Source organism: Candidatus Zixiibacteriota bacterium (genome assembly GCA_018820315.1).
GTDB lineage: Bacteria > Zixibacteria > MSB-5A5 > JAABVY01 > JAHJOQ01 > JAHJOQ01.
Genome location: JAHJOQ010000073.1, coordinates 99431 through 121206, shown reverse-complemented (window position 1 = coordinate 121206; position 21776 = coordinate 99431). Strand labels below are relative to the sequence as shown.

General features: G+C 51.2%; 18 protein-coding genes. 1 reads left to right on the top strand and 17 read right to left on the bottom strand.

The window, feature by feature from the left end; genetic code table 11:
- Window positions 1-4: 4 nt before the first annotated feature.
- Genes ftsA through KKH67_06950 form a run of 13 tightly spaced genes read right to left on the bottom strand, consistent with a single transcriptional unit; the run spans window position 5 to window position 14862 of the window.
- Window positions 5-1234, bottom strand: a complete 1230-nt coding sequence (gene ftsA / locus KKH67_07010; protein ID MBU1318934.1) for a cell division protein FtsA — start codon at window positions 1232-1234, stop codon at window positions 5-7.
- 15 nt (window positions 1235-1249) lie between these two features.
- Entirely contained in the window at window positions 1250-1966 is a 717-nt protein-coding gene (locus KKH67_07005; protein MBU1318933.1) for a hypothetical protein, read from the bottom strand.
- Entirely contained in the window at window positions 1963-3336 is a 1374-nt protein-coding gene (locus tag KKH67_07000; GenBank protein ID MBU1318932.1) for a UDP-N-acetylmuramate--L-alanine ligase, read from the bottom strand. The genes KKH67_07005 and KKH67_07000 overlap by 4 nt, the downstream gene beginning before the upstream one ends.
- Window positions 3333-4436 carry an undecaprenyldiphospho-muramoylpentapeptide beta-N-acetylglucosaminyltransferase gene (murG, locus tag KKH67_06995; GenBank protein MBU1318931.1) on the bottom strand — a complete coding sequence of 368 codons (1104 nt, stop codon included), beginning with the start codon at window positions 4434-4436 and terminating at the stop codon, window positions 3333-3335. The genes KKH67_07000 and murG overlap by 4 nt, the downstream gene beginning before the upstream one ends.
- A complete protein-coding gene (ftsW, locus tag KKH67_06990; protein ID MBU1318930.1) occupies window positions 4429-5550 on the bottom strand; it encodes a putative lipid II flippase FtsW in 1122 nt (373 codons plus the stop codon). Before ftsW ends, murG begins: the two co-directional genes overlap by 8 nt.
- The gene (locus KKH67_06985; GenBank protein ID MBU1318929.1) at window positions 5547-6917 is read right to left on the bottom strand and encodes a UDP-N-acetylmuramoyl-L-alanine--D-glutamate ligase; all 1371 of its coding nucleotides are present in this window, start codon (window positions 6915-6917) and stop codon (window positions 5547-5549) included. The genes ftsW and KKH67_06985 overlap by 4 nt, the downstream gene beginning before the upstream one ends.
- Window positions 6918-6925: 8 nt before the next feature.
- Window positions 6926-8017, bottom strand: coding sequence for a phospho-N-acetylmuramoyl-pentapeptide-transferase (gene mraY / locus KKH67_06980; GenBank protein ID MBU1318928.1), 1092 nt, complete (start codon window positions 8015-8017; stop codon window positions 6926-6928).
- Window positions 8017-9411, bottom strand: coding sequence for a UDP-N-acetylmuramoyl-tripeptide--D-alanyl-D-alanine ligase (locus KKH67_06975; GenBank protein MBU1318927.1), 1395 nt, complete (start codon window positions 9409-9411; stop codon window positions 8017-8019). The genes mraY and KKH67_06975 overlap by 1 nt, the downstream gene beginning before the upstream one ends.
- The gene (locus KKH67_06970; GenBank protein ID MBU1318926.1) at window positions 9408-10877 is read right to left on the bottom strand and encodes a UDP-N-acetylmuramoyl-L-alanyl-D-glutamate--2,6-diaminopimelate ligase; all 1470 of its coding nucleotides are present in this window, start codon (window positions 10875-10877) and stop codon (window positions 9408-9410) included. Before KKH67_06970 ends, KKH67_06975 begins: the two co-directional genes overlap by 4 nt.
- Window positions 10867-12933, bottom strand: a complete 2067-nt coding sequence (locus tag KKH67_06965) for a transpeptidase family protein (protein ID MBU1318925.1) — start codon at window positions 12931-12933, stop codon at window positions 10867-10869. Before KKH67_06965 ends, KKH67_06970 begins: the two co-directional genes overlap by 11 nt.
- The gene (locus KKH67_06960) at window positions 12930-13397 is read right to left on the bottom strand and encodes a cell division protein FtsL (protein MBU1318924.1); all 468 of its coding nucleotides are present in this window, start codon (window positions 13395-13397) and stop codon (window positions 12930-12932) included. Before KKH67_06960 ends, KKH67_06965 begins: the two co-directional genes overlap by 4 nt.
- 44 nt (window positions 13398-13441) lie before the next feature.
- Complete coding sequence (gene rsmH / locus KKH67_06955) at window positions 13442-14368, bottom strand: 16S rRNA (cytosine(1402)-N(4))-methyltransferase RsmH (protein MBU1318923.1); 927 nt, start codon at window positions 14366-14368, stop codon at window positions 13442-13444.
- Complete coding sequence (locus KKH67_06950; protein MBU1318922.1) at window positions 14365-14862, bottom strand: division/cell wall cluster transcriptional repressor MraZ; 498 nt, start codon at window positions 14860-14862, stop codon at window positions 14365-14367. Before KKH67_06950 ends, rsmH begins: the two co-directional genes overlap by 4 nt.
- Before the next feature lie 411 nt (window positions 14863-15273).
- Between KKH67_06950 and KKH67_06945 the strand changes: the two genes are divergently transcribed.
- The gene (locus tag KKH67_06945) at window positions 15274-17625 is read left to right on the top strand and encodes a T9SS type A sorting domain-containing protein (GenBank protein ID MBU1318921.1); all 2352 of its coding nucleotides are present in this window, start codon (window positions 15274-15276) and stop codon (window positions 17623-17625) included.
- Here the strand turns inward: KKH67_06945 and KKH67_06940 are convergent.
- Genes KKH67_06940 through KKH67_06925 form a run of 4 tightly spaced genes read right to left on the bottom strand, consistent with a single transcriptional unit; the run spans window position 17612 to window position 21774 of the window.
- Window positions 17612-18484 (bottom strand): glycosyltransferase family 2 protein, encoded by an 873-nt coding sequence (locus KKH67_06940; protein MBU1318920.1) that lies wholly within the window; start codon window positions 18482-18484, stop codon window positions 17612-17614. The two genes, KKH67_06945 and KKH67_06940, sit on opposite strands and share 14 nt — an antisense overlap.
- Entirely contained in the window at window positions 18484-19758 is a 1275-nt protein-coding gene (locus KKH67_06935; protein MBU1318919.1) for a glycosyltransferase, read from the bottom strand. Before KKH67_06935 ends, KKH67_06940 begins: the two co-directional genes overlap by 1 nt.
- Window positions 19730-20800, bottom strand: a complete 1071-nt coding sequence (locus tag KKH67_06930) for a glycosyltransferase (GenBank protein MBU1318918.1) — start codon at window positions 20798-20800, stop codon at window positions 19730-19732. The genes KKH67_06935 and KKH67_06930 overlap by 29 nt, the downstream gene beginning before the upstream one ends.
- Window positions 20797-21774, bottom strand: a complete 978-nt coding sequence (locus KKH67_06925; GenBank protein MBU1318917.1) for a GNAT family N-acetyltransferase — start codon at window positions 21772-21774, stop codon at window positions 20797-20799. Before KKH67_06925 ends, KKH67_06930 begins: the two co-directional genes overlap by 4 nt.
- Window positions 21775-21776: the final 2 nt, after the last annotated feature.

The following is a 21776-nucleotide window of genomic DNA, read 5'->3' as shown; positions in this document are numbered from 1 at the left end:
CCTCCTATATATTTAATATTGCATTAAAAGCTTTCTCGAAGCTGCGCCCCATTCTACCAAAGAATCCGGGATCAGCCTCTTCTTCCACACGTTGCATGAGACCGTACTTCAACAAGCCGACCGCCACTGCAACGCTGTATGGACTGCTATAATAAATCTCATCATCAAATATCTTCGGTGTCGCGAGTCGAGCAGGAAACTTGAAAATTCGTTCAGCGAGAGCTTCAATGTCATTGAGACACGCACCTCCACCGGTCATCACAACTGTGCCCTCCATTTTGTCGTAGACTGAGATCTTGACAAGTTGCCTCCTGATTATTCCGAACATCTCTTCAACCCTCGGTTCGATGATCGCCGCGAGGACAGTGCGGGAGATGCGCCGCTGGTAGAATTCACCAAGGTCCGGCAAAGCGAGCTTTTCGCTTGGATCGACACGAGATATGACCGCCGATCCCTGACATATCTTCAATTCTTCGGCAGCCTCCATCGGAAGGCGCAGTCCATAGGCGATGTCGGAAGTCACGTTTCTGCCACCGAGAGGAATCGATGCCGTGTGCCATACGGTGTTACGGAAGTGAAGCGCTACGTCTACAGTTCCGGCGCCAATATCCAGAAGAATTGCACCCTTCTGTCTCTCTGCGGGCGTTAGCAGTACTTCCGCGGACGCAATCGGGCTGAAGACCATTTCGACGACATTCGCACCCGCTTCTCTCACACAATCCAGCAGGTCCCCTGCTGCGGACATCGAGGCTGTGACGATGTGAACTTCGACTTCAAGGCGCTCGCCTGACATCCCGACAGGATCGCTGATGTCTGTTCTTTCGTCGACTGAATAGTGCTGAGGAATGACATGCAGGCGTTCCTGATCTTCGGGGATTCTGACAGCTTTCGCAAGATCCACAACTCTCTCGATCTCGTCCTGAGTAATCTCCCCTTCGATCATGGAGATCGAGACAGCGCCACGGCTATTGAGTCCGCGTATGTGCTCACCGGCGATGCTTACATGCACCGGCCCCGGCTTCACACCTGCCTTCTCTTCCACACGTCTAAGAACCTCTGAAATCACGTTGCTTGCACGTTCCTTGCTAATGATCGTGCCGTTCTTGATCCCTTCGGAAGGAAGTTCACTTACGCCACATAGTGCCAGCTCCCCGTCAGGTCCTATTTGTCCAATCGCGCAGCAGATCTTGTGCGATCCAATGTCGAGTCCGGTGACAGTGTTTCTCGCTTGCATCATGTATTCCTTTTGCTAAGTCAGATCTCTCGCAACAATTGATCGTCCGTACTGCATATCAAACTCTCCCGCCGGTGCATTCTTCAGACGGTCGAGAATTAGATTCAAGCAGGATAACTTCTCATCCAGATCACCACATCCAATGATTATGCGGGTCTCGGAATTTCTCAAAATGAGAACCGGAGCATCACTGGATTCGAAATCTATCTGGGATATCGCACTGCAGAGCTCGGGATACCGGTTGTGGAGCAGTTTGCAGAATCGTAATGCCTCTTTCAATTTCGGCGATGGCACGGGAGCATAGCTCTCAACCTTCTCGATCTTGATCCCTGTCACAAGAGGCAAGGCTTCAACATCGCCGCATTGTCTGAATGGCAGCAGTTCACATCGGGAAGATATCCCATAAGTTTCCGGGAGGCAAATCAGCGCAATCGGCAGTTTTCTTTCACCCCTGCACACGACCTTTCCGGCGAGATCAATTCTGCAAGTCACCGATGATAACTCCGGTAGTCTGGACAGTAGAGCCTCCGAGTAATCCTGCAGTGGTTGCCTGAACAGATTGACATCAGCAGTGGTATCCAACAGAGTCGCAAAGTCAATATCTACATCTTTGTCACAAACCATCATCCTGTGGCCGGTCACGGTCAGAAGCGGATAGAAATAGCAGAAACCGAAAAACCCTGCTGACAATGACACCGTAATTGCGATCACAATTCTGACGCGCGTATTCAACGCTTCAACTCCTTCAAAATATCATCACCGATGTGATATATATCTCCTGCACCTATCGTCATTACTATCGAGTCATCGATGCGATTTTCCCTGACGAACTGCGGAATGCTGTGCATGTCTTCGACGTAGTGGCAGTTTCTGTGACCGTACCCGGCGGCGGCGGTGACGATCATCTCGCCCGAGATGCCCGGCATCGGTTTCTCCCGCGCAGCATAGATTCCCGTCACGATCAACATATCCGACAACAGAAGAGCCTTTGCGAATTCACGATAGAAATCATTGGTCCGAGAATAGAGATGCGGCTGGAATATCGCCACGATCGGACGATGGTAACCGACTTTGGCGGCACGGAGAGTTACCTCAACTTCTGTCGGATGATGCGCATAGTCATCAACGACCATCACACCACCCTCCTCACCTTTGATCTCAAACCTCCTGATAACTCCCTGGAAGCTTTCGAGCGCACTTCTGATCTTATCGAGCGGCATCTCGAACTCGAGGCCGACAGCAATCGCCGCCAGAGCATTCCTAACATTGAACAGCCCCGGCAGATTGATCGTAAACTCGCCAACTTTGTTGCCATTGTGATGCACTTTAAACGTTGATGAGTGCTTATCGTACGTTGGATTCGACGCCCTCACATCCGCCTGAGTCGTCAATCCGAATGTGACAATCGGGCGCTTCAATTCCGGGATGAGCGATATGACATTTTCATCATCCATGTTCAAGAATATATTCCCGTAGAACGGCACCTTATTGGCGAACTGAATGAACGCTTCTCTGATATTCTCGAACGATCCGTAGTAATCGAGATGATCGGCTTCGAGACTTGTTATGACCGCCATCGAGTGAGTCAGGTTCAGGAAAGATCTGTCGTATTCATCCGCTTCGGCCACCATGCAGTCGCCGGTGCCGAATTTGACATTTGTGCCGTACTGCTGCACCCGACCTCCTACGATGACAGTAGGATCGAATCCTCCTTCGGTCAGCACATAACCGGTCATTGATGTTGTTGTGGTTTTGCCGTGAGTTCCGGCGATACCGATACCAAATTTGGTACGCATCAACTCACCGAGCATTTCTGCCCGTCGAATCACAGGTATTCTCGATTTCACAGCAGAGATTACTTCAGGATTATCGCTGTGCACAGCCGATGAAATCACCACGGCATGAGCATCGCCAACATTCTTCGAGTCGTGCTCAAATGATATTGTGATGCCTAAATCGACGAGATGATCCGTAACCTCAGTCGCTACAAGATCACTTCCGGTTATTGCAAAGCCCTCGTTGTGAAGCATCTCTGCAATACCCGACATTCCGATTCCGCCGATACCGACAAAGTGGAGTTTCTTAATCTTTCCGAACTTCATCCTGTAACCTCCAACAGTATTGCTCTCGCAATTGCATCAGAAGCATTCGGAGTGTGGAGCTTCCGGGAAGACTCGGACATTCTTTCCAGCGTTTTGACATCGCGCATGAGATCGAGAGCTTTCCCTACGAGATCGTCTTCCGCAATATCTTTCTGCTTCATCACAATCGCTGCGCCATTTTCAGAGACGAGGTTCGCGTTGTATTCCTGATGACTCTCGGCAGCGTAGGGATAAGGAACGAGAATTGCCGGTTTACCAGCCGACGCCAGCTCCGCCAGAGTCATTGCACCTGAGCGGCAGATCACCAGGTCAGCGCAGGCGTATGCCAAGTCCATTCTGTCGATGAATGGCAACACCACCCCTCGCGCTCGTGATTCGTCGAATCGATCTTGACACTCCTGGAACATCCCCCGCCCGGTCTGCCAGATAAGCTGAAGATCCTCCTGCTCAGCAAGTCTCTCAAGATTGTCCATCACAAGCAGGTTTATCGCTTCAGCTCCCTGACTGCCTCCGAATATCAACAATGTTCTCATCGATGGATTGAGTTGGAACAGTTCCACGCCTTTATCCCGACTGCCGATTTCGAACCCGGGTCGGAGCGGATTTCCTGTTTCGACAACATTCGTATCCGGATGCATGAAGTCCTTCACTGAACGGTAAGCAACGAACACGGCGACAGCGTGCCTTGCAAACAACCTCGTGGTTAGACCGGGATAGGAATTCTGCTCCTGCAGCAGTATTTTTATTCGAGCTAGGCGAGCAGCGAGCAAGACAGGCACGCAGACAAAACTACCCGTCGCAAAGACAGCCCTTGCATGTGTCTTTCTCAGCAGCCTCAGTGATTGCAAAGTTCCGCGAGCAAGAACAAATGGGATCGCGAGATTCTTGATGCTCATGTTTCTCCGCAATGGAATGGCGGATATCGAAAAGAACGGGTAGTCGGCTTCGGGTACGACCCTGGCCTCCATCCCATCCTTAGTACCTATCCAAAACAAGTTGACATCCTTGCTCATTGTCTTCAGACTTTCGGCCACAGCGAGTGCCGGGAACAGATGCCCCCCGGTCCTGCCACCGGCTATTGCAATTGTTATCTCATCCATGCTTTTCAAACAGAGACACTTTCTTCTTCTGCCTTCGAGATATATTCAATAAGATTCCGACTGCGGATGCGGAGATCAGAAGAGACGTTCCGCCGTAGCTGACAAACGGCAGCGGCATCCCTGTGGTCGGAATCAGGTTTACTGTTACAGCGATATTGATCAAGGCGCTGGCCGTCAGGACCATCGTTATCCCAAATGCAAGGAAGAAACCAAAACGATCCTGCGACGCTACCGCGATTCTCATCCCTCTCCAGAAGATGATGAAGAAGAGCGCAAGCATTATAAACACCCAGATAAACCCGCCTTCCTCGGCGAAATTCGCAAATATGAAATCTGTATGCACTTCGGGAAGGAAGAATAGTTTCGCGGCGCCTCGCCCGATGCCCTTCCCTAGAAATCCGCCGGAGCCGATATACAAAATCGATTGCTTTACCTGATACGCTCCCTGCAACGGATCCTCAAGCGCATTGAGATACTCCACCAGCCTTCCGCGCTTGTAACCGAAAACAAAGACAGCGACATATCCAGCCATCGAGAGAATACTCCCCCCAAGGACCACTTTACCGAGACCTACACCGCCGACGAAGAGCAGGCCAATCGCTACGATGGACAATACTATCAGCGTACCCAGATCCGGCTCGATGAGAATCAACCCCATGCCGAGGCCTATGATTACCATTATCAATACAGAGTAATGCGGGCTGCTCGTCCTCTCACTGTCATTGGCAAGGAAGTCTGCCAACAAGAATACCATAACATACTTAAACAGCTCGGATGGCTGAATGCTTGCGAATCCCAGACTGATCCATCTTGATGCGCCATTGATCTTCGGCATAAACAAAGCTATAACGAGGAGCGCAATCGATGCCGGCGCAGCCAGCCAGATGATCTTCCTAATCCATCGATAATCCACAGCGGCGAACACAAGCATCGAGAAGAGAGCCACTCCGAAGAAGAGAAGTTGTCTCCCGAAGAAGTGAGCATGTTGTCCGGAGAACTTGCTATCGGCAAGGAACACCGATGAAGAATAGACCTCGACCACACCGATCGTCATCAGAAGCAGTACCGCCGTATAGAGCATCAAGTCGACGCCATGTCGAGATGTTCTCTTCATTTCGATTCCCTTCGAAGTTCAGCTACAGCATCTTTAAACGCTTTTCCGCGATGCTCATAATCCGTGAACATATCGAATGATGCACATGCCGGAGACAGAAGCACTGTCCCATCAGGTTTGGCTGCATTGAATGCCATCCGAACAGCGTCATCCATACTTTCAGCTCTGCGGATTGATGTGACGTCGCCAAAGGCTGATTCCATCTTTTCCGTAGCCTCGCCAATCAGAACGACAGTGTCGACGCGATCAGCTACCAGCTCGCGCAATCTCGAGAAATCTCCAGCCTTGTCTCGTCCACCCATAATCACAACAAGCCTGCCGGAAATGCTCTGGAGCGCGTACCATACCGAATCGACATTCGTGGCCTTGGAGTCATTCACGAACGCAACGCCATCTACTTCGCCGCACTTCTCCAGTCGATGCTCCACTCCGGGGAATGAAGAAAGAGACTCCCGAATCGCGCTATCAGGAATATCAGCCAGGAGCGCGATGAGCGCTGAGGCTGCGCAGTTTGCCAGATTATGCGGTCCCGGAAGTGAAATTTCTGAGATGGGCATGATCGAACGAACTCTTCCGTTTGCATTGAAAAGCAACGCTTCATCCTGAATATAAACTCCGGGATTCACTTTCTCTGAAAGGCTGAAGTAGTATTTCTCAGCAGCGAGTCTGGCAGCAAGCCCTACAAGATAGGCATCGTCGAAATTAGCAATGAACGCGTCATCATCGCTTTGATTTTCCCCGATTCTCATCTTCATCTCAGCATAGGTCGAGAACTCTCCATACCGATCGAGATGATCCGGAGTCAAATTCAGCACTGCAGCGATTTCCGGTTTGAATTCGTAGCACTTCTCCAGTTGAAAGGATGATATTTCCAGTACCACCCAGCCATCTTGTGGAACTTCATCGCAAATATCACAAAATGGAGCTCCGATGTTGCCTGCCACGAAAGTCGGCTTCCCGGAACGCTTGAAGATATCACCAGTAAGCGAAGTCGTGGTAGTCTTGCCATTAGAGCCTGTCACCGCAGCGATATGACCGTCGCAGAGCCAGTAGCCGAGTTCAATCTCGGAAATGGTCGGGACCCCTGCCGCCTCGATCTGCTTAACAATCGGAGCGTCGGGTGGTACGCCGGGGCTGAGCACCACATAATCTTTTTCCCGGAAGACCTTAGCTGTATTGCCTCCCGTTTCGTATTCGATACCCCTCGGTCTGAGGCTGTCAATCGCATCGGCAAGCAGATCAGCATTACGCGAATCAGACACGAATACATCCGCACCGTGCCGATTGAGCAGCAGAGCAGCCGCAATGCCGGATCTTGCGGCACCGACCACACCGACCTTCTTGTTTTCAGCTCTGTCCACTCTCATATCAGACTCTATCTCACTTTGAGCGTCGCCAACGTCAGCAAAGCGCAAATCACACCAATTATCCAGAAGCGCGTAACCACCTTGGTTTCCGGCCATCCCAATTGTTCAAAATGATGGTGCAATGGCGCCATCTTGAATATTCTTACGCCGCGCAGCTTAAACGATGACACCTGCAATATCACAGAAAGCGCTTCGGCGACGAAGACGCCTCCGACAATGAGAAGCAAGAGTTCTTTTTTGAGCATTATCGCGATCGCGCCCATCGCTCCTCCGAGTGCCAGCGCGCCCGTGTCACCCATGAATATTTCCGCCGGATGCGAGTTGTACCAGAGAAAGCCGAGCGCTGCGCCCATCGTTGCAGCGCAGTATATCGTCAATTCGCCTGCGCCTTCGAGATACATGATCTGCAGGTACTGCGAGAAATCGTTACGCCCACTCACATAGGCAAAACCTGCAAATGCAACAAACGCGATCCCACAGAGACCCGTTGCCAACCCGTCGAGCCCGTCCGAAAGATTGACCGCGTTCGATGATCCCGTTATTACGAGGACAACGAACGGCACAAAGACGATCACCGAACTGAAATTGAGAATGTAGTCTTTGACGAAAGGTATCTCCGTGGTGGTTCCGAATGTCGGAAACGGAGCATAATAGTACAGCACAAGACCGAGAATCAAGCCGCAGATCACCTGGCCAGCCAATTTGTATTTGCCAACCATGCCCTTCGGATGCCGGAGTATCGCCTTCATATAATCATCCATGAATCCGATTGCTCCCATCCACACGGTCACGAAGAGAATCAACTGTATAAACCGGTTCGTCAGGTCGGCCCAGAGCAATGTCGGAATTATGATCGCAGCAAGGATGATGATCCCTCCCATTGTAGGTGTGCCTTCCTTGGCATAGTGCGATTTCGGTCCCTCCTGCCGAATCGTCTCCTTCACCCCCCTGCCTTTCAGCACGCGTATGAAGAGCGGCCCGAAAATCAAACTCACAATGAGCGCAGTCAAAATGGCACCGGCACTCCTGAATGTGATGTACTTGAAGAGATTGAAGAACGATACGGAGTCGGTCAATGGATACAGGAGATGGTAGAACATCAGTTGCTCCTCCCGAGTTGCGACTGCAATCCCGTAGTGATGCGATCGAAAGCCATTCCGCGTGATGCTTTAATGAGCACGGCATCGCCCGAGTGCAATCTTGCAAGAAGATGTTCGGTAACGTCATTCACGTTCGCGAAGTGCTTTGTAGCGTCCGAGGGATATCCCATCTCGACTGCGGCCGCAGAGATATCTCTGGCACGATCGCCGCACGTAATGAGGAAGTCGGGACCTGATTTCGCGGCGTGAGCTCCCACTTGACGATGCAGCTCGGATTCGGTCACGCCGAGCTCGAACATATCGCCGAGCACTGCGAATTTCCGCCCCCTCGCGTTGATGGATTCGAGCGTATCGAGCGCATATTTCATGGAATTCGGATTGGCATTATACGAATCATTGATGATCAATACACCGGCGACCGTGAACGTCTCCATTCTCATCTCTACCGATCTGAACGATTCGAGCGCCGCCTTGATCTCACGCCCGGGAATCTTCAGATAATGCGCGACCGCTGCAGCGCCGATCGCGTTGTAAAGGCTGTGCAATCCCGGCATAGCCAAATGCACCTCACCGATGCTTTCAAGCTCGAATCTCGCGCAGCCTGAACCATTGATTTCAAATCTATCAGGTGAGAAACCCGTTCTGCTATGAACCCCGAATCCATACTTTTCGTGTCTCTCTGTATCGAATCGCCGCCGGAGATAATCATTGTCAAGATTGATGAAGACTGTGCCATCGGAAGGCATGTTGTCGAAAAGTTCGAATTTCGCTGCTGCGATGGCGTCGACACTCAACATTGTCTCCAGATGGGCTGCGTCGATGTTGGTGATGAGGCCGTATTGCGGCTGCACGATTCGGGTCAACCGTGCAATCTCGCCAGTGGTGCTCATGCCGAACTCGAATACAGCGAAGTCATAACTTCCTTCCATCTCGAAAATAGAAAGCGGTATTCCGAACAGATTGTTGAAGTTGCCGGGTGATCGATACACCGAGTGCAGTCGCGAGAGGATTGCGGCAATCATTTCCTTTGTCGTGGTCTTGCCGTTCGTGCCCGTAACAGCGATCTTCTTCAGTTCGAATCTGGAAAGCCACCACGCGGCCAGTTTCAGCAAGGCTTCGAGAGTATCCTCAACCGCGAAAAATACTACACCCTTTTCGCCCGGATCATACTCATAGTCTGCCTTGGCGATGATCCCTGCCGCGCCGCGCTTGATTGCATCCGGGATGAACCTGTGACCATCCTCAGATTTGCCTGCGACCGCCACGAAGAGATTTCCCTCCCGGATTGTCCGACTGTCGATCGATACACCCGTGAAAGAGACTCCGGAGAGCCTGCCTTCAGATCTAACAGCGCTAATGATTCGAGCGATGGTATCAAATTCAGCGCGTATCATGCATTCTTTCTTAACAACTCGCGAACAATTTCGCGGTCATCAAAGTGAGTTTTCGTTTTGCCGATTATCTGATAGTCTTCGTGACCTTTGCCGGCAACAAGCAACACATCATTCTCGGAGCAGCTATCTAGAGCTGCCTTGATGGCTTCTTTTCTATCCGGGACAATGTCAGCATGAACCGCTGAATCGAGACCTGGTTTGATCTCTTCTATAATAGCCAGTGGATCTTCCGAGCGAGGATTGTCCGAGGTCACAACGATTCGATCAGCGTATCGGGAGACAGCCTCACCCATCAGCTTTCGTTTCGATTTATCTCGGTCTCCGCCACATCCGAACAATACTACCAGCTTGCTTTCGGTTAAACTTCTGCAGACAGAACAAGCGTGTTCGAGTGCATCGGGCGTATGAGCGTAATCGACGAATATGTGAATTCCCCGGTCATTTTCAATGGGCTCAAGCCGGCCCGGTACGTGCGATGCTTCATCTAAACCGCGTTTAATCGCGCCAATGTCCATTCCGGCAGCCATCGCGAACGCCGCCGCGCAGACCGCGTTCGAAACATTGTGTTCACCTGCGAGTTTCAAGGCGATATCTTCCTCACCAAGGGGCGTAATCAGGTGAAAACTCGATCCTGTCGGACTGGTGCGAATATCAGTTGCAGACAAATCAGCCTGACGGTCGGAGATGGAGTACGACAGATAAGGTGACTTCACTCTTGCCCGAAAGAACTCATATTCTGAATCATCCAAGTTTAGCACCGCCCACTTGTCATCACCGGCAGCCATATCGAAGAGAGTGGCTTTCGCGTCTCTGTATTCCTGCATAGTCTTGTGAAAGTCGAGATGATCCTGCGTGAGATTTGTAATCCCAACCACATCGAAATCGATCATCCTGACGCGTCCTGCCACCAGGGCATGGGACGACACTTCCATAACGACTGTCCGAATGCGCTCACTCTTCATAATCATCAGGAGGCGCTCCAACTGCAGAGACTCCGGTGTCGTGTTGACTGCGCTTATCCTATGCTCACCCGTGAGATATTCTATAGTGCCAATCAAACCGATTCTGCGACCGCGCTCCTCGAATATGGACTTGATCAGATACGTCACTGTCGTTTTCCCATTTGTGCCGGTCACAGCAAGGGTCTTCATTTGCCGGGAAGGGTAATCGTAGTACTTCGCCGACAGAAGGGCCAGTGCCTCACGAGTATCCGGTACCGTCACGCAAACGGACGCGTGCGTATCGGGCGTCCTCTCCACCACAAGACATGCTGCCTTCTTGTCCACTGCATTAGATATGTAATCGTGACCATCGACATTCGCGCCGACAAGAGCGACAAAGACATCGTCAGGCTCGATCTCCCGAGAATCGTATTCGATCTTGCCGATTTCGATAGTATCGGAGCCGATGACTTCCTTGACGGGAAGCACACTTATCAAATCATTGAGTCGGATTTCAGCCTCCACTATTTGATCCGCACACAAGCGATACAGTCTCTATGTCAGCTATCCTGCAACCTGCGCTCGGCACCTGACTCTCTATCCTGCCACTGCCGCTCACAGAAATTCTACAATTGAGGTCCTGGAGCAGAATCACAACGTCACGCGCAGACAATCCCTTCATGTCCGGCAGAATGCCTGACTGCATCTGTTCTCTGCACTTCAGCAGTTGCCGGTTACACGGGGAACTGAGCGTCTCTGAAGGCTTCGATAACCATGCGAGTGATTCCTGAAGGCTCATTGAACTTGCCATGCTTCGACTCTCCTCCTCCGGGTTGTCAATGCTGTTGTCTTTGCTGCGCTCGGTGACGCGCGTGTCGGCCGCATCGGCTTTACTATTCTCCTTCGCCCAGTTCTTGCGAGTTTTTTCGAGAAGGGTTGTTCTTCGCGCGAATTCTGCGAGCACTGGTGCTGCGGTGTAGCCTCCGTAGTGAACTCTTTGAGGTTCGTCGATTATGACTACTCCTGCGATTCGCGGATTTTCCCTCGGGAAGAAGCCTCCGAATCCTGCCATATACTTGTCCCAGAAATATCCGCCATTTTCAAGATCAGGCTTCTGTGCAGTCCCTGTTTTTCCGGAAAACGGGACATCTTCGATGCGGGCCACCTGTGCAGTGCCGGAGTCGACAACGCCACCCATCAAATCGCGCATTGTCGCCGCTGTCTCCTTTGACACAACGCGTCTGACAGCATGCGGCTGAAACTTCTCCTCCACTCTGCCTGACTCATTTCTGATCTCCTCGACCAGATACGGCCTCATAAGCACACCATCGTTGGCGATCGCGGCAAATGCAGAGGCGAGCTGCAGGGCGTTCACCGACACCCCGTGGCCTATCGATATCTGCGCCGTCCAAAACTCGTTCCATCTTCTCGGCTTGGCAAGCTGCCCTCTCTGCTCACCGGGCAGATCGGTACCGGTCGGCTGACCGAAACCGAAAAGCCGGGCATATTTGTAAAGGCGCTTTCCGGATAGTGTCTGGCTGAACCTGCCGGTTGCTATATTCGAGGAGAGCTCAAACGCCCTCCTGAATGTGATCGTTCCCAGTTTCTTGTCATCATGCATAGTACGACCGTTGAACCTAAACTCGCCCATTCCGGCCCACATCGTATCATTGAGAGAAAAGAGTTTCTCCTCGATCATTCCCGCGAACGCGACCAGCTTGAAAGTGGAACCAGGTTCGAACAGATCAGTCACGATCCTGGTCTTAAAAATCTGTTCACTACCTGCATTCTCATCGACTGGAGAATAGCAGTCGGCGGCGAGTATTCGTCCGGTCGAGACTTCAACGAACACTGCGATGCCGGATTTGGCGTTCCACTTGCAAACGGCCTTCTTCAACTCCTCTTCGAGTATCTGCTGATATTCATAATCCAGCGTCAGCTTCAGATCGGCGCCAGGTTTGGGGCGCACAAGGGGAGCATCGGAGATGCGGTAGACCTTGCCCCGGCCATCTCTTTGAAATGTCGCGATACCGGGAGTGGACTTCAGAAGTCCATTGTATGCAATCTCGAGACAGGAAATGCCGGAATGATCAGCGTCCACCTGCCCAATAAGATCCATTCCAAGAGATCCGTAGGGATAGGTTCGTTTGAATTCCGAGTGAAATCGCACGCTGTCCATATCCAACGATTTGATTTCGTCCGCGAGTTTGGGATCTGCTCTGCGTACAAGCCAGTTGAATTTGCCGGGCCTGATGATGATTCGTTCGGTCATGGCGGGATCGCCTGCCAGGTAGCCAACTCGCTTGCCTATTTCACGGAGATGCTGTCTGCCTGCAGCATATGTATAGAAAGATTCTGATGGAACGTCGAACGCTAGTAGGTTCTCGTTGCAGTCATAGATGGCGCCCCTCTTGGCGGAGAGCTCGAATTCACCCCAGCACTGCCTGATGACGAGTTCATCGTACCGTGCGCCTTCAAGAATCTGGACCTGAGCGAAGCGAGCCATGATCGCGCACCAGCCTAGCGTGACGAGTACGAACATTAGCGCCAGCCGTCTGGTCGAGATCTTTGGCTTCTTCACTCTGATGTCCTCACATTTGCGGCCGCGCTCGAACGCACGACTGATGGCACCTTCAAACCCGCGTACAGATAGCCGATGCGGTTTATGGCTCTCGTCAGGACAGACCGGCCTTGTGAGGAACCCAAGACCGAATCTGTGAGCCAGGCTATTTGATCGGGATGCGGGATGCCGAGTCCGAATTTCTCGGCTGCGACTGAACCGACATGATCGAGCGACTCAAGTTGGGAAACTTGAGATTGAAGATACGCCTTGTTTTTGTGGAGTTGTTTGACTTCGCCTTCAAGTCGTCCGCTGTCGATTGCCACGCGCGCGATGTGATAGCGCTCGAGCACAAATGAGGCCGCAAGAAATATTACAAGAAGCAATATTCCGATTGTTTTGCCAAAGGACACAAGTCCGGCAAATCGTCCCTGAAATGCCAACGATACCATGATGTCCCAGCCGAGGAAATGCAGGCCTCCCATTACGGGAGACCTGCGTCCCCCCACTCATACCATTACTATGAAGATTACACTCTCTCCGCCACACGGAGACGAGCGCTGCGCGCCCGCGGGTTCACGCGAACCTCTTTGTCGGCGGCTTTCACCGCCCTCCGTGTGACCGAGCGCAAGGTGAGGCCTATGCCCTTCATACAGGCCTCTATTTCAGGCGGCAAACCCGAATCTCTGCTTGACTGCCTGATAAACCTCTTTATTCTTCTGTCTTCCTGGCTGTGGTATGAAATCACAGCGAGCCGTCCACCCGGTTTAAGAAATTCAACCAGCGTGGGAAGAGCTCTGTCGAGCTTATCCAACTCCCCATTGACGGCAATTCTCACACACTGCAGTAATCTCGCCGTGAGCTTGTTCTTCTGTTTTCTCGGAAACAGATCCTCCACGCACGATACTAAATCGCCCACACTGCGAAGAGGAGACTGCTTACGGCGCGATATTATCCGTTCAACTATTTTCCGGGGATTGACAAAATCACCATAGGATCGGAGTATGGTTGAGAGTTCTTCTGACGAGACCGAGTTGACATACTCTTCGGCGGTCGTACCCGACTGCTGATCAAAACGCATGTCGAGAGGAGCATCAAAACGATAGCTGAAACCACGAACATCATCGTCAAGCTGTGCGGAACATATCCCAAGGTCAAGCAAAATCCCGTCCAGCGTACTGTTCTTGACTTCGGAGACATTGCCAGCTTGATCGTATGAGGCGTGATGAAAACTCACGCGATCCGAATGTTCCTGCAGTCTATTCCTGGCAACTTGAAGCATTTTAACGTCCCTGTCGATGCAGATGAGCTTTCCCTCGTCAGTGAGTTCCTTCAGTATCGATTCAGCATGACCACCAAGTCCGCAAGTCCCATCCAGATACCGTCCTGATCGATTCGTTAAGAGGAGTTCCAGAACTCGCTCGACCAGTACCGGCAAGTGTAATATCTCGCTCATAGTCCCGGGTTGAGATCCCTGGCGGCATCCTCCCAACTCTTTCCATATCCGGCCACGTACTGCTTGTACCGCTTCGGATTCCAAATCTCGATGAAATGCCCATGCCCGGTTACCGTGACGTCACGAGCAATTCCTGCCATCTCCTGGTGAGGCTTGGACACAGGTATCCTCCCCTGTGAATCAAGGACAACTTCAATCGCAGAGGCATACAAAATCCTACTGAAATATCTGGTGTCAGGATGAGTGAACGGACCCTCAGACAACTTCGCCTCAATCAGTATCCACTCCGAAACAGGATAAAGCGCAAGACCGCCATCAAGAGTACGTGTCAGCACAAACCGATCCTGCGTCTTCTTTGACCGAGACTTTGCCCGAGGCGGAGTCTTCCTGAGTGGAGCCGGCAGAGTTAGACGGTTCTTATCATCAAGAATTGCGCTGTACTTGCCTTTGTATCCCGTGACTCTGATTTTTGTTTCGTCTCTGAGGGCCGGCATTGCCTTCCCGCTTTCATTCTCAGTTTGTCCGACAGATGAGCTAAGGGGTCAATCGAGGCTAAACCCACTAGCTCCCCACATTCGACCACTTTGACCCATTAACAACCCACCGCTAATATCTTCTTGAAGTGCCCTACTGTCAAGTTTAAAAGTATGAGAAAAATATAAAAAGAGTGTTGCGTTACCTCCAGTCCTGTAGGGACTTCCCCACATTATCGGCTTTTAGAAATCGTCCCAATCCGGAACAATCGACATGAATGACGAAGATGCATACGCAAACCATTGCCTGGCAACATCTTGCCAGCGCACAATATACCCATCACATGAGACGCCTGCTGGCAGACCAGTTGCGTTTCTAATTCCCGGCTAAACTGCTGGATAACAGGGAAAGGGTCAGCCGTGAGGGGACTAATGATCGCGCTTACATTGCTGGTGTTGCCTCTGATTTCAACCGCAATCGACGTTCGGGCCGAGGTGTTCCCAATCTCGTGCAGCGACGAGGTCACCTCATATTACGGCGAATCACACGCGAGCACTCAGGAATATGAGATACCCGGATGTGATTATCCGGTTCGGAAAATCCGCTTTATCTGCCGTGGAGATGTTTCAGATATCATTGCTACGTCAAAGGCAATCGACTCAATCGAAATATCTGACTTCGACGATGAACGGATGCAGCTAGCGTATCTCACAACAGACGCGGTTGGATTTTTCGACACGTCAGGAATTACCGGGGAACCACTCAATTTTCAGGGTCAGCCACGCACTGCCATAGCGGGGACTCTGGAGCTGGATGAAATCACCGTAGTCGATATCTGGGTTTCACTCTACACCTATGATTCTGCAGAGTGTCGCCTCTGGTATTACAATGACGTCAGTGTAGAGATCACCGGTGCAGCTGTAGAACTATGCGAGGAATCTCGATTGGCGCAACAAGCTCTCTTCGAGTCGATTTCCAGAAGCATCTCTGATACCAGAGCAGTTCCGGATGATGATTCGCTGTCGCACACATCATTTTCGCCAGCTTCATTTTCGGCGGAGTACATAATCATAACCTCTGCATATCTGGCAGAAGCGTTCCGGCCATTGATCAAATGGAAACGGCAGCTCGGATACTCTGCAGAAATTGTCACCACCGAAGATATCTACTCGCAGAGTTCCGGTGTTGACAATCCGGAAAGAATCAGAAACTACTTGATCGATGCGTATGATGGCGGAACTCGGTGGGTTCTTCTCGGTGGCGATGAGACTGTCGTTCCGATCAGATACGCATTTCATCTCGACAGATCCACCGATATTGCTCTCGACATGCAGCAAGTATGCGATCTCTATTATGCCGATCTCACAGGTGAATGGGATGCCGACGGAGATGGAATCTACGGCGAGATGTACGACGACTCCCCCGATATCACTCCCGAAATAATGATCGGCAGAGTTCCTGTGGACACACCGACTGAAGTCGCTGCATTCATTGAGAAATCGATCGCATACGAGAGAAACCCCGGTGATGGTGACGATCAATTCGCGCTCAAACTCCTGACAGCAGCATCTGACCAGATGCGTGACTATCACGATATCGGTCAGGATTCTATGTTGGCAGAGCAGCTTCCGGCCTATCTCGACGTCGATACCTGGTCGCTTGCGGAAGCGCCTTCGGGATCCGACGAATCTCCGGCGTCACCCGCGGCCGTGGACTTCATATCGAAGCTTTCGGAGGGTTTTAACCTGGCATATATATTCGCACACGGCATGGCTAACGGATTCGTCTCGCGAGCCGCAGCATATAACGAATGGCCCAAGTCATTCGTACTTACGGCTGAGACTGCCCCTCCGGGCCACGCGACAATGTGCGACGCAACCAATTCGAATCGTTGCGGTATCATCTACTCAGTGGGATGCAACAATGGTGCGTTCGATATGGATGTGCCGCCGTATGAAAACACAGATCCGTGTGTTGCGGAAAGGCTGTTGACACAGCCCCAGGCGGGCGCGGCAGCATTTATCGGCTATTCTCGCTGGGGATGGGTAGCCAGTTCATATAGATTCGCGATTGATTTCAATGAATGCATATTCAATCTTGACAATCGCCTCGCACCGGCGAATAATTACTCAAAGGCCAACAACCACACTATCAGAGATCTTGTATACGGACTCAACGTCTACGGAGATCCATCGCTACGCATCTGGACGGATATTCCCCAGCAGGTATCGACAGCCTTTCCGACTGAGTTGGACTTCGGCGAAAACAGCTTCTCTCTGGATGTCAATTCTATTGGCGATCCAATCGATTCAGCACAAGTGACAGTAGTCGGAAAAGAAGCAATCATCTTTGACGGCTTCACCGGGTCTGACGGCGTGATCGAAGTCGCCTTCACGCTAACTGTCGACACGACAGTCACGGTGACGGTAAGCAAGCCGGGATACGTCCCCATCGAAGAGAATCTCTCCCCATCTCTGCTCCTGGATGCTGACGACGATACGGACGACTTACTTCTCCCCTCAGCTTTCAGTTTGAAGCAAAACTACCCCAACCCGTTTAATCCCACCACAAAGATTGCATTTGACTTGCCTCGCGCGACCTACGTAGAACTTGGAATATACAATGTACTCGGACAGTTGGAGGAAACTCTGCTGAGCGAACAGATGGGCGCAGGCGCTCACATCACACAGTTCGACGCCGCCGGATGGCCGAGTGGAGTCTATTTCTACAGACTGAAGACAGACATGTTCTCAGATGCGAAGAAGATGGTCATTCTGAAATAAACGGATGTCTGATCAATTGCCACACCATCCTGACGAAACCTGAAAACACCAGCAAGACAGCCATCAGTAGATTCGGCAGCAGGTATGCAGCGCCGTGGTAATGCTTGAGGAAGTATCTGATAAATCCACGATGCGCATCGAGAATCTTGCGCAGTGGAATCTGAGCGGTCGATTGTCCACGCTGGTGTGTCACTTTTGCGGCGGGCGAGAAGAGAATCTTTCCGCCATGTTCTGCCATTCTTCTGCAGTAATCGACATCATTGAAGAATATTCTGAATCTCTCATCCAGAAGTCCGACAGCCTCAATAGTGGACCGCCTGAGCAAAATCGCCGAGAATGAAGGTTGCTCGACGATCAACTCCTCATCGTGCGTAAAGCCTGGCATGCGCCAGCGTGAGAAGATGCGCGATTCGGGAATCAGATATGCGAGCAGCAAATGATAGCTGATCACGTCCCAATGCTCGGGAAGAAAGCGGCACGATCTTTGGATTGATCCATCCAGATTCAATAGCTGTGGCGCAACGGCAGCGATATCTTCGCGTTCTTCCAAAATGCGAACAAGCGTCACCACTGAGCCTGTCTCGACTACTGTATCCTGATTCAGAAGCAGGATGTATTCTCCGCCAGCCGTCGACAACCCACGATTCACGCTCGCCGCATAGCCAATGTTCTTTTCATTCACCAGCATCCGGATGCCGGGATAAGCAGAACTGACGAATTCTCCAGCACCGTCCGGTGAGCAGTCGTCGATTACTATTATCTCGCAACCGGAATCGTCCCTGCAGTCAATAAGGCTGTCGAGACACCGACCTATAACACCGCGTCCCAGATAGAGCGGAATAATAATCGAGATTCGCACTAAGCTGTAACCTCTCTCAATAGCGCGTCATATCGTTTGGCTAGATTGTGCCACTCGAATTCGTCTATACCAGTACGTACACCGATATCGCTGCCTGCTCTGTCGATCAGATTGGCGATATCGTCTTTGGATGCAGACACGTTTGATGCATCAACAATCAGCACATCATTGAAGCTGGTTAGAAGTCTCCAAGCCGAGCTTTCACGAGGGACCGCCGCAATGGCAGGCTTCTCAATTCTCAAAACCTCGTACGTTTTCCCCGGAATGGTAGCCTCAAGATGAGAGTCGGGCGCAAGTGTTATCAAATTCACGTTACAGGAACGACCGAATTCAATCGCCTCCGAATGGTTCCTGTAGCCATGCAGCTTGATCACACTCTGATCGGGGTCGATTCGTCTGATGTCGTTCGTGACACTCGCTGTCACCACACCGAAGATGTCCACAGTCAGGGGGCGCTCTTTGGCAAGGTCGAAAAAAACATCAAACAGACCGCTAACATAGGTGAGGCGATTCAGTGTTCCACTGTAGCCTATCTTTAATGTCCCCCGCTTGACGATAGATGGGGCAGATTTGTAGTCAGATTCATCAAAACCGTTCGGGATATGTCGAACTTTGCTATCAATGCCTTCATATTTTGTTCTTAGCATTTGGAGGTGGCCATCAGTGACCACGACAGCGGCATCGGCGTTCCTGAAATAAGTGCGTTCGAGATGCCGTTGAAGCCTACGGTGGAGCTCCGTCCTGAAATCGATTGATGATTGCGGAAACCATATGTCCCGAAAGTCCGCCACCCACTTGATGCCGTGATGCTTCCTGACGTGCAGCCCCACCAGATGAATCGACGGTGGTGGCGATGACGTCAGCACAGCGGCAGGACGGGATTGCTTCATAATCTCCGGCAGCAGCATCAACATATTCGGAAGCGAAATAATCTTGCTGTCAGGAAGCATTGCCCACCGGGCTAACTCTGTTCCCGTATGAGTCAGCTCTGCGCCAGACTTCGCATCATTTCTGGAGAACATGTTCTTCAGCTTCTCAGCGCCGAACGGCGCCGCGCGGAAGATTCTCACCGACTTGGGTACTTTGTCAATCAGGGAATTGTCATGCGAAGGATATACGGAAGGTTTGACCGTCAACACGCTGACATTCCACCCCAGTCGCGACAAGTGAGATGTCAGTGACACAACTCTCTGCACACCTCCCATACCGAAAGGTGGGAAGTAGTAGGATACTATCAGGAGATTTTTATCGGGTGCGGTGGACAACTTCTTCAAACGCCCTTTCTATCGCGGCCATGTTCTTTTCCCAGATCGCGCGCGATTCAATTGTCTTTCGATTCATAGCTGCGGCATCATCTCGCAGTACCCTGTTTTTCGCAGCTTTCAACAGCGCGGCTGCAAGCGCATCGACGTCGCCATCCGGAAACGTAAGTGCCGATTTTCCATCTTCTACCCACTCGGTATTCCCGGGGATAGCCGTAACTACCGGAAACAATCCACCGGCCATTGCTTCGAGAAGTGAGACAGATGTCGAGTCGGATCGCGAGCATGAGACATAGACATCCGCGCCACCAAGCATATCCAGATACTCTTGTCCAGCCTTCCATCCCACGAATGATACCGTATCAAGTCCATACTGCCTTGCCAAATCTTCGATTCTCTTCCTTTCAGGACCATCCCCGCAAATCACACAGTTGAATGGCGGAAGGTCGTTTCTCACTCTAGAAAGAGCCTCTATCAGCAGATCAACCCGGTATATCGCTTCGATTCTGCGCGTCGAGAGAAAAGTAATCCTATCGACAATTCTCTCTCTTGATAGCGAACTTAGCGCCCGAAACTCAGATTCTGAAATCCCCATCGGTTCAGTGATTATCTCAGTTTCGAATTTGCCCAACTTATGGGCTTCCTGAGTCATATACTCGCTGTCGGACGTAATAATATCGCAGTTGCGCAATACCCAGAGAGCACGTGCCAGATGAAGCTTCGACTTACGTGGCGAAACAAGGATATCTGACCCCCATAGCGAGACTGCTGCCGGCTTGAAGTCGGTCGCAACAGCGAGAAGACCATACGTCGGTACAAAATGACCATTGATGATATCGGGCTTGAACTCGAGAATGATCCGTCGCACACTGTTTCTTTCAAGATAGTACTTGAATGATTGGATCGGCACGCTGCTCTTCAGTTGGAGATAATCCCTATCAGCGACGTCCTCTTCGAGAGAGATTGTCATGACGTCATGTCCGGCATCCTTGAAATACGATCGCCAGCGTTTCAGGTGTGTCGGTCGTATGTCACCAAGCAATAGTATTCTCACCGTCCCAACCAGTCCTTTATCTGTTTCATGCCTCGATACGTGACACTCGACCAGTTATACTCGAAGTAGTTCACCTGCTTCGCCCCCCATCCCCTCTTGAATCGTATCAAATCCTGAGCCGCTTCCGGACTTGATCCTAAATTCAGGTGCGCAAATCCCTCATCCTCAAACTGTCGAATATTCCTCCAGAACAAATAGAAGTTAGCCAGGGCTTCGAGACCTGCTCCACTTGATGCACCGTCCCAATAGAACACGCTGTTCGCCCACTTGAAGTAAATATGTCCGGTGCACGGTTTGTCATCAAGACAAACCAGTTCCCACAGCAGATTATCTCCCGGAATGTGATTCAGCAGAGATGTGTAGAAATCAAAATCATAAAACGGCTTCGCACCCCGACACTTTGCGCCATCCTCAACCAGAGAGAAATAAGCAGCAACATCACAGTCGGAGCCAACTCTCCTGCAACTCAGGTTATAGTTGCGGCATTTTTCTATATTCCTGCGATGATTCTCAGACAAGGCGCTTCGCAGCAGTTCCTCGCCGCCACCCAGGTCGACGATCTGTGTCGTCAACTCCCTGATCTCGAATTGCTCGAGTACTTGATCTGTCTGCGAACTGAATTCTACCACATTTATTCGAGAGCAGTTCTTCTTCCTGCACCAGTCAAGGAAATGACTTGTGAGAAGGTCCCGGATGTCTCCTGAATCGTCGAGAGCGACTGCACTTCCATATGTACCCATCGGCATTGAGTAGCACTCGACAATACCGTGATTTGTCCTTGTACAGAATGGGAGATACCCACGGAGATGCTTATTGTCAAAGGCAACAACTGCGCATGATTCGAAGCCTTGCTGAGCATTCCAGAATCGGAGCCAATCAAGACTCTGGAAGAAGCTTGTTCGCCCAGCCGCCACACCGGTTTCCGTCAGTGCCGAAATCAATTCACTGCCTGTCAGGATATTATCTTCAGACATGG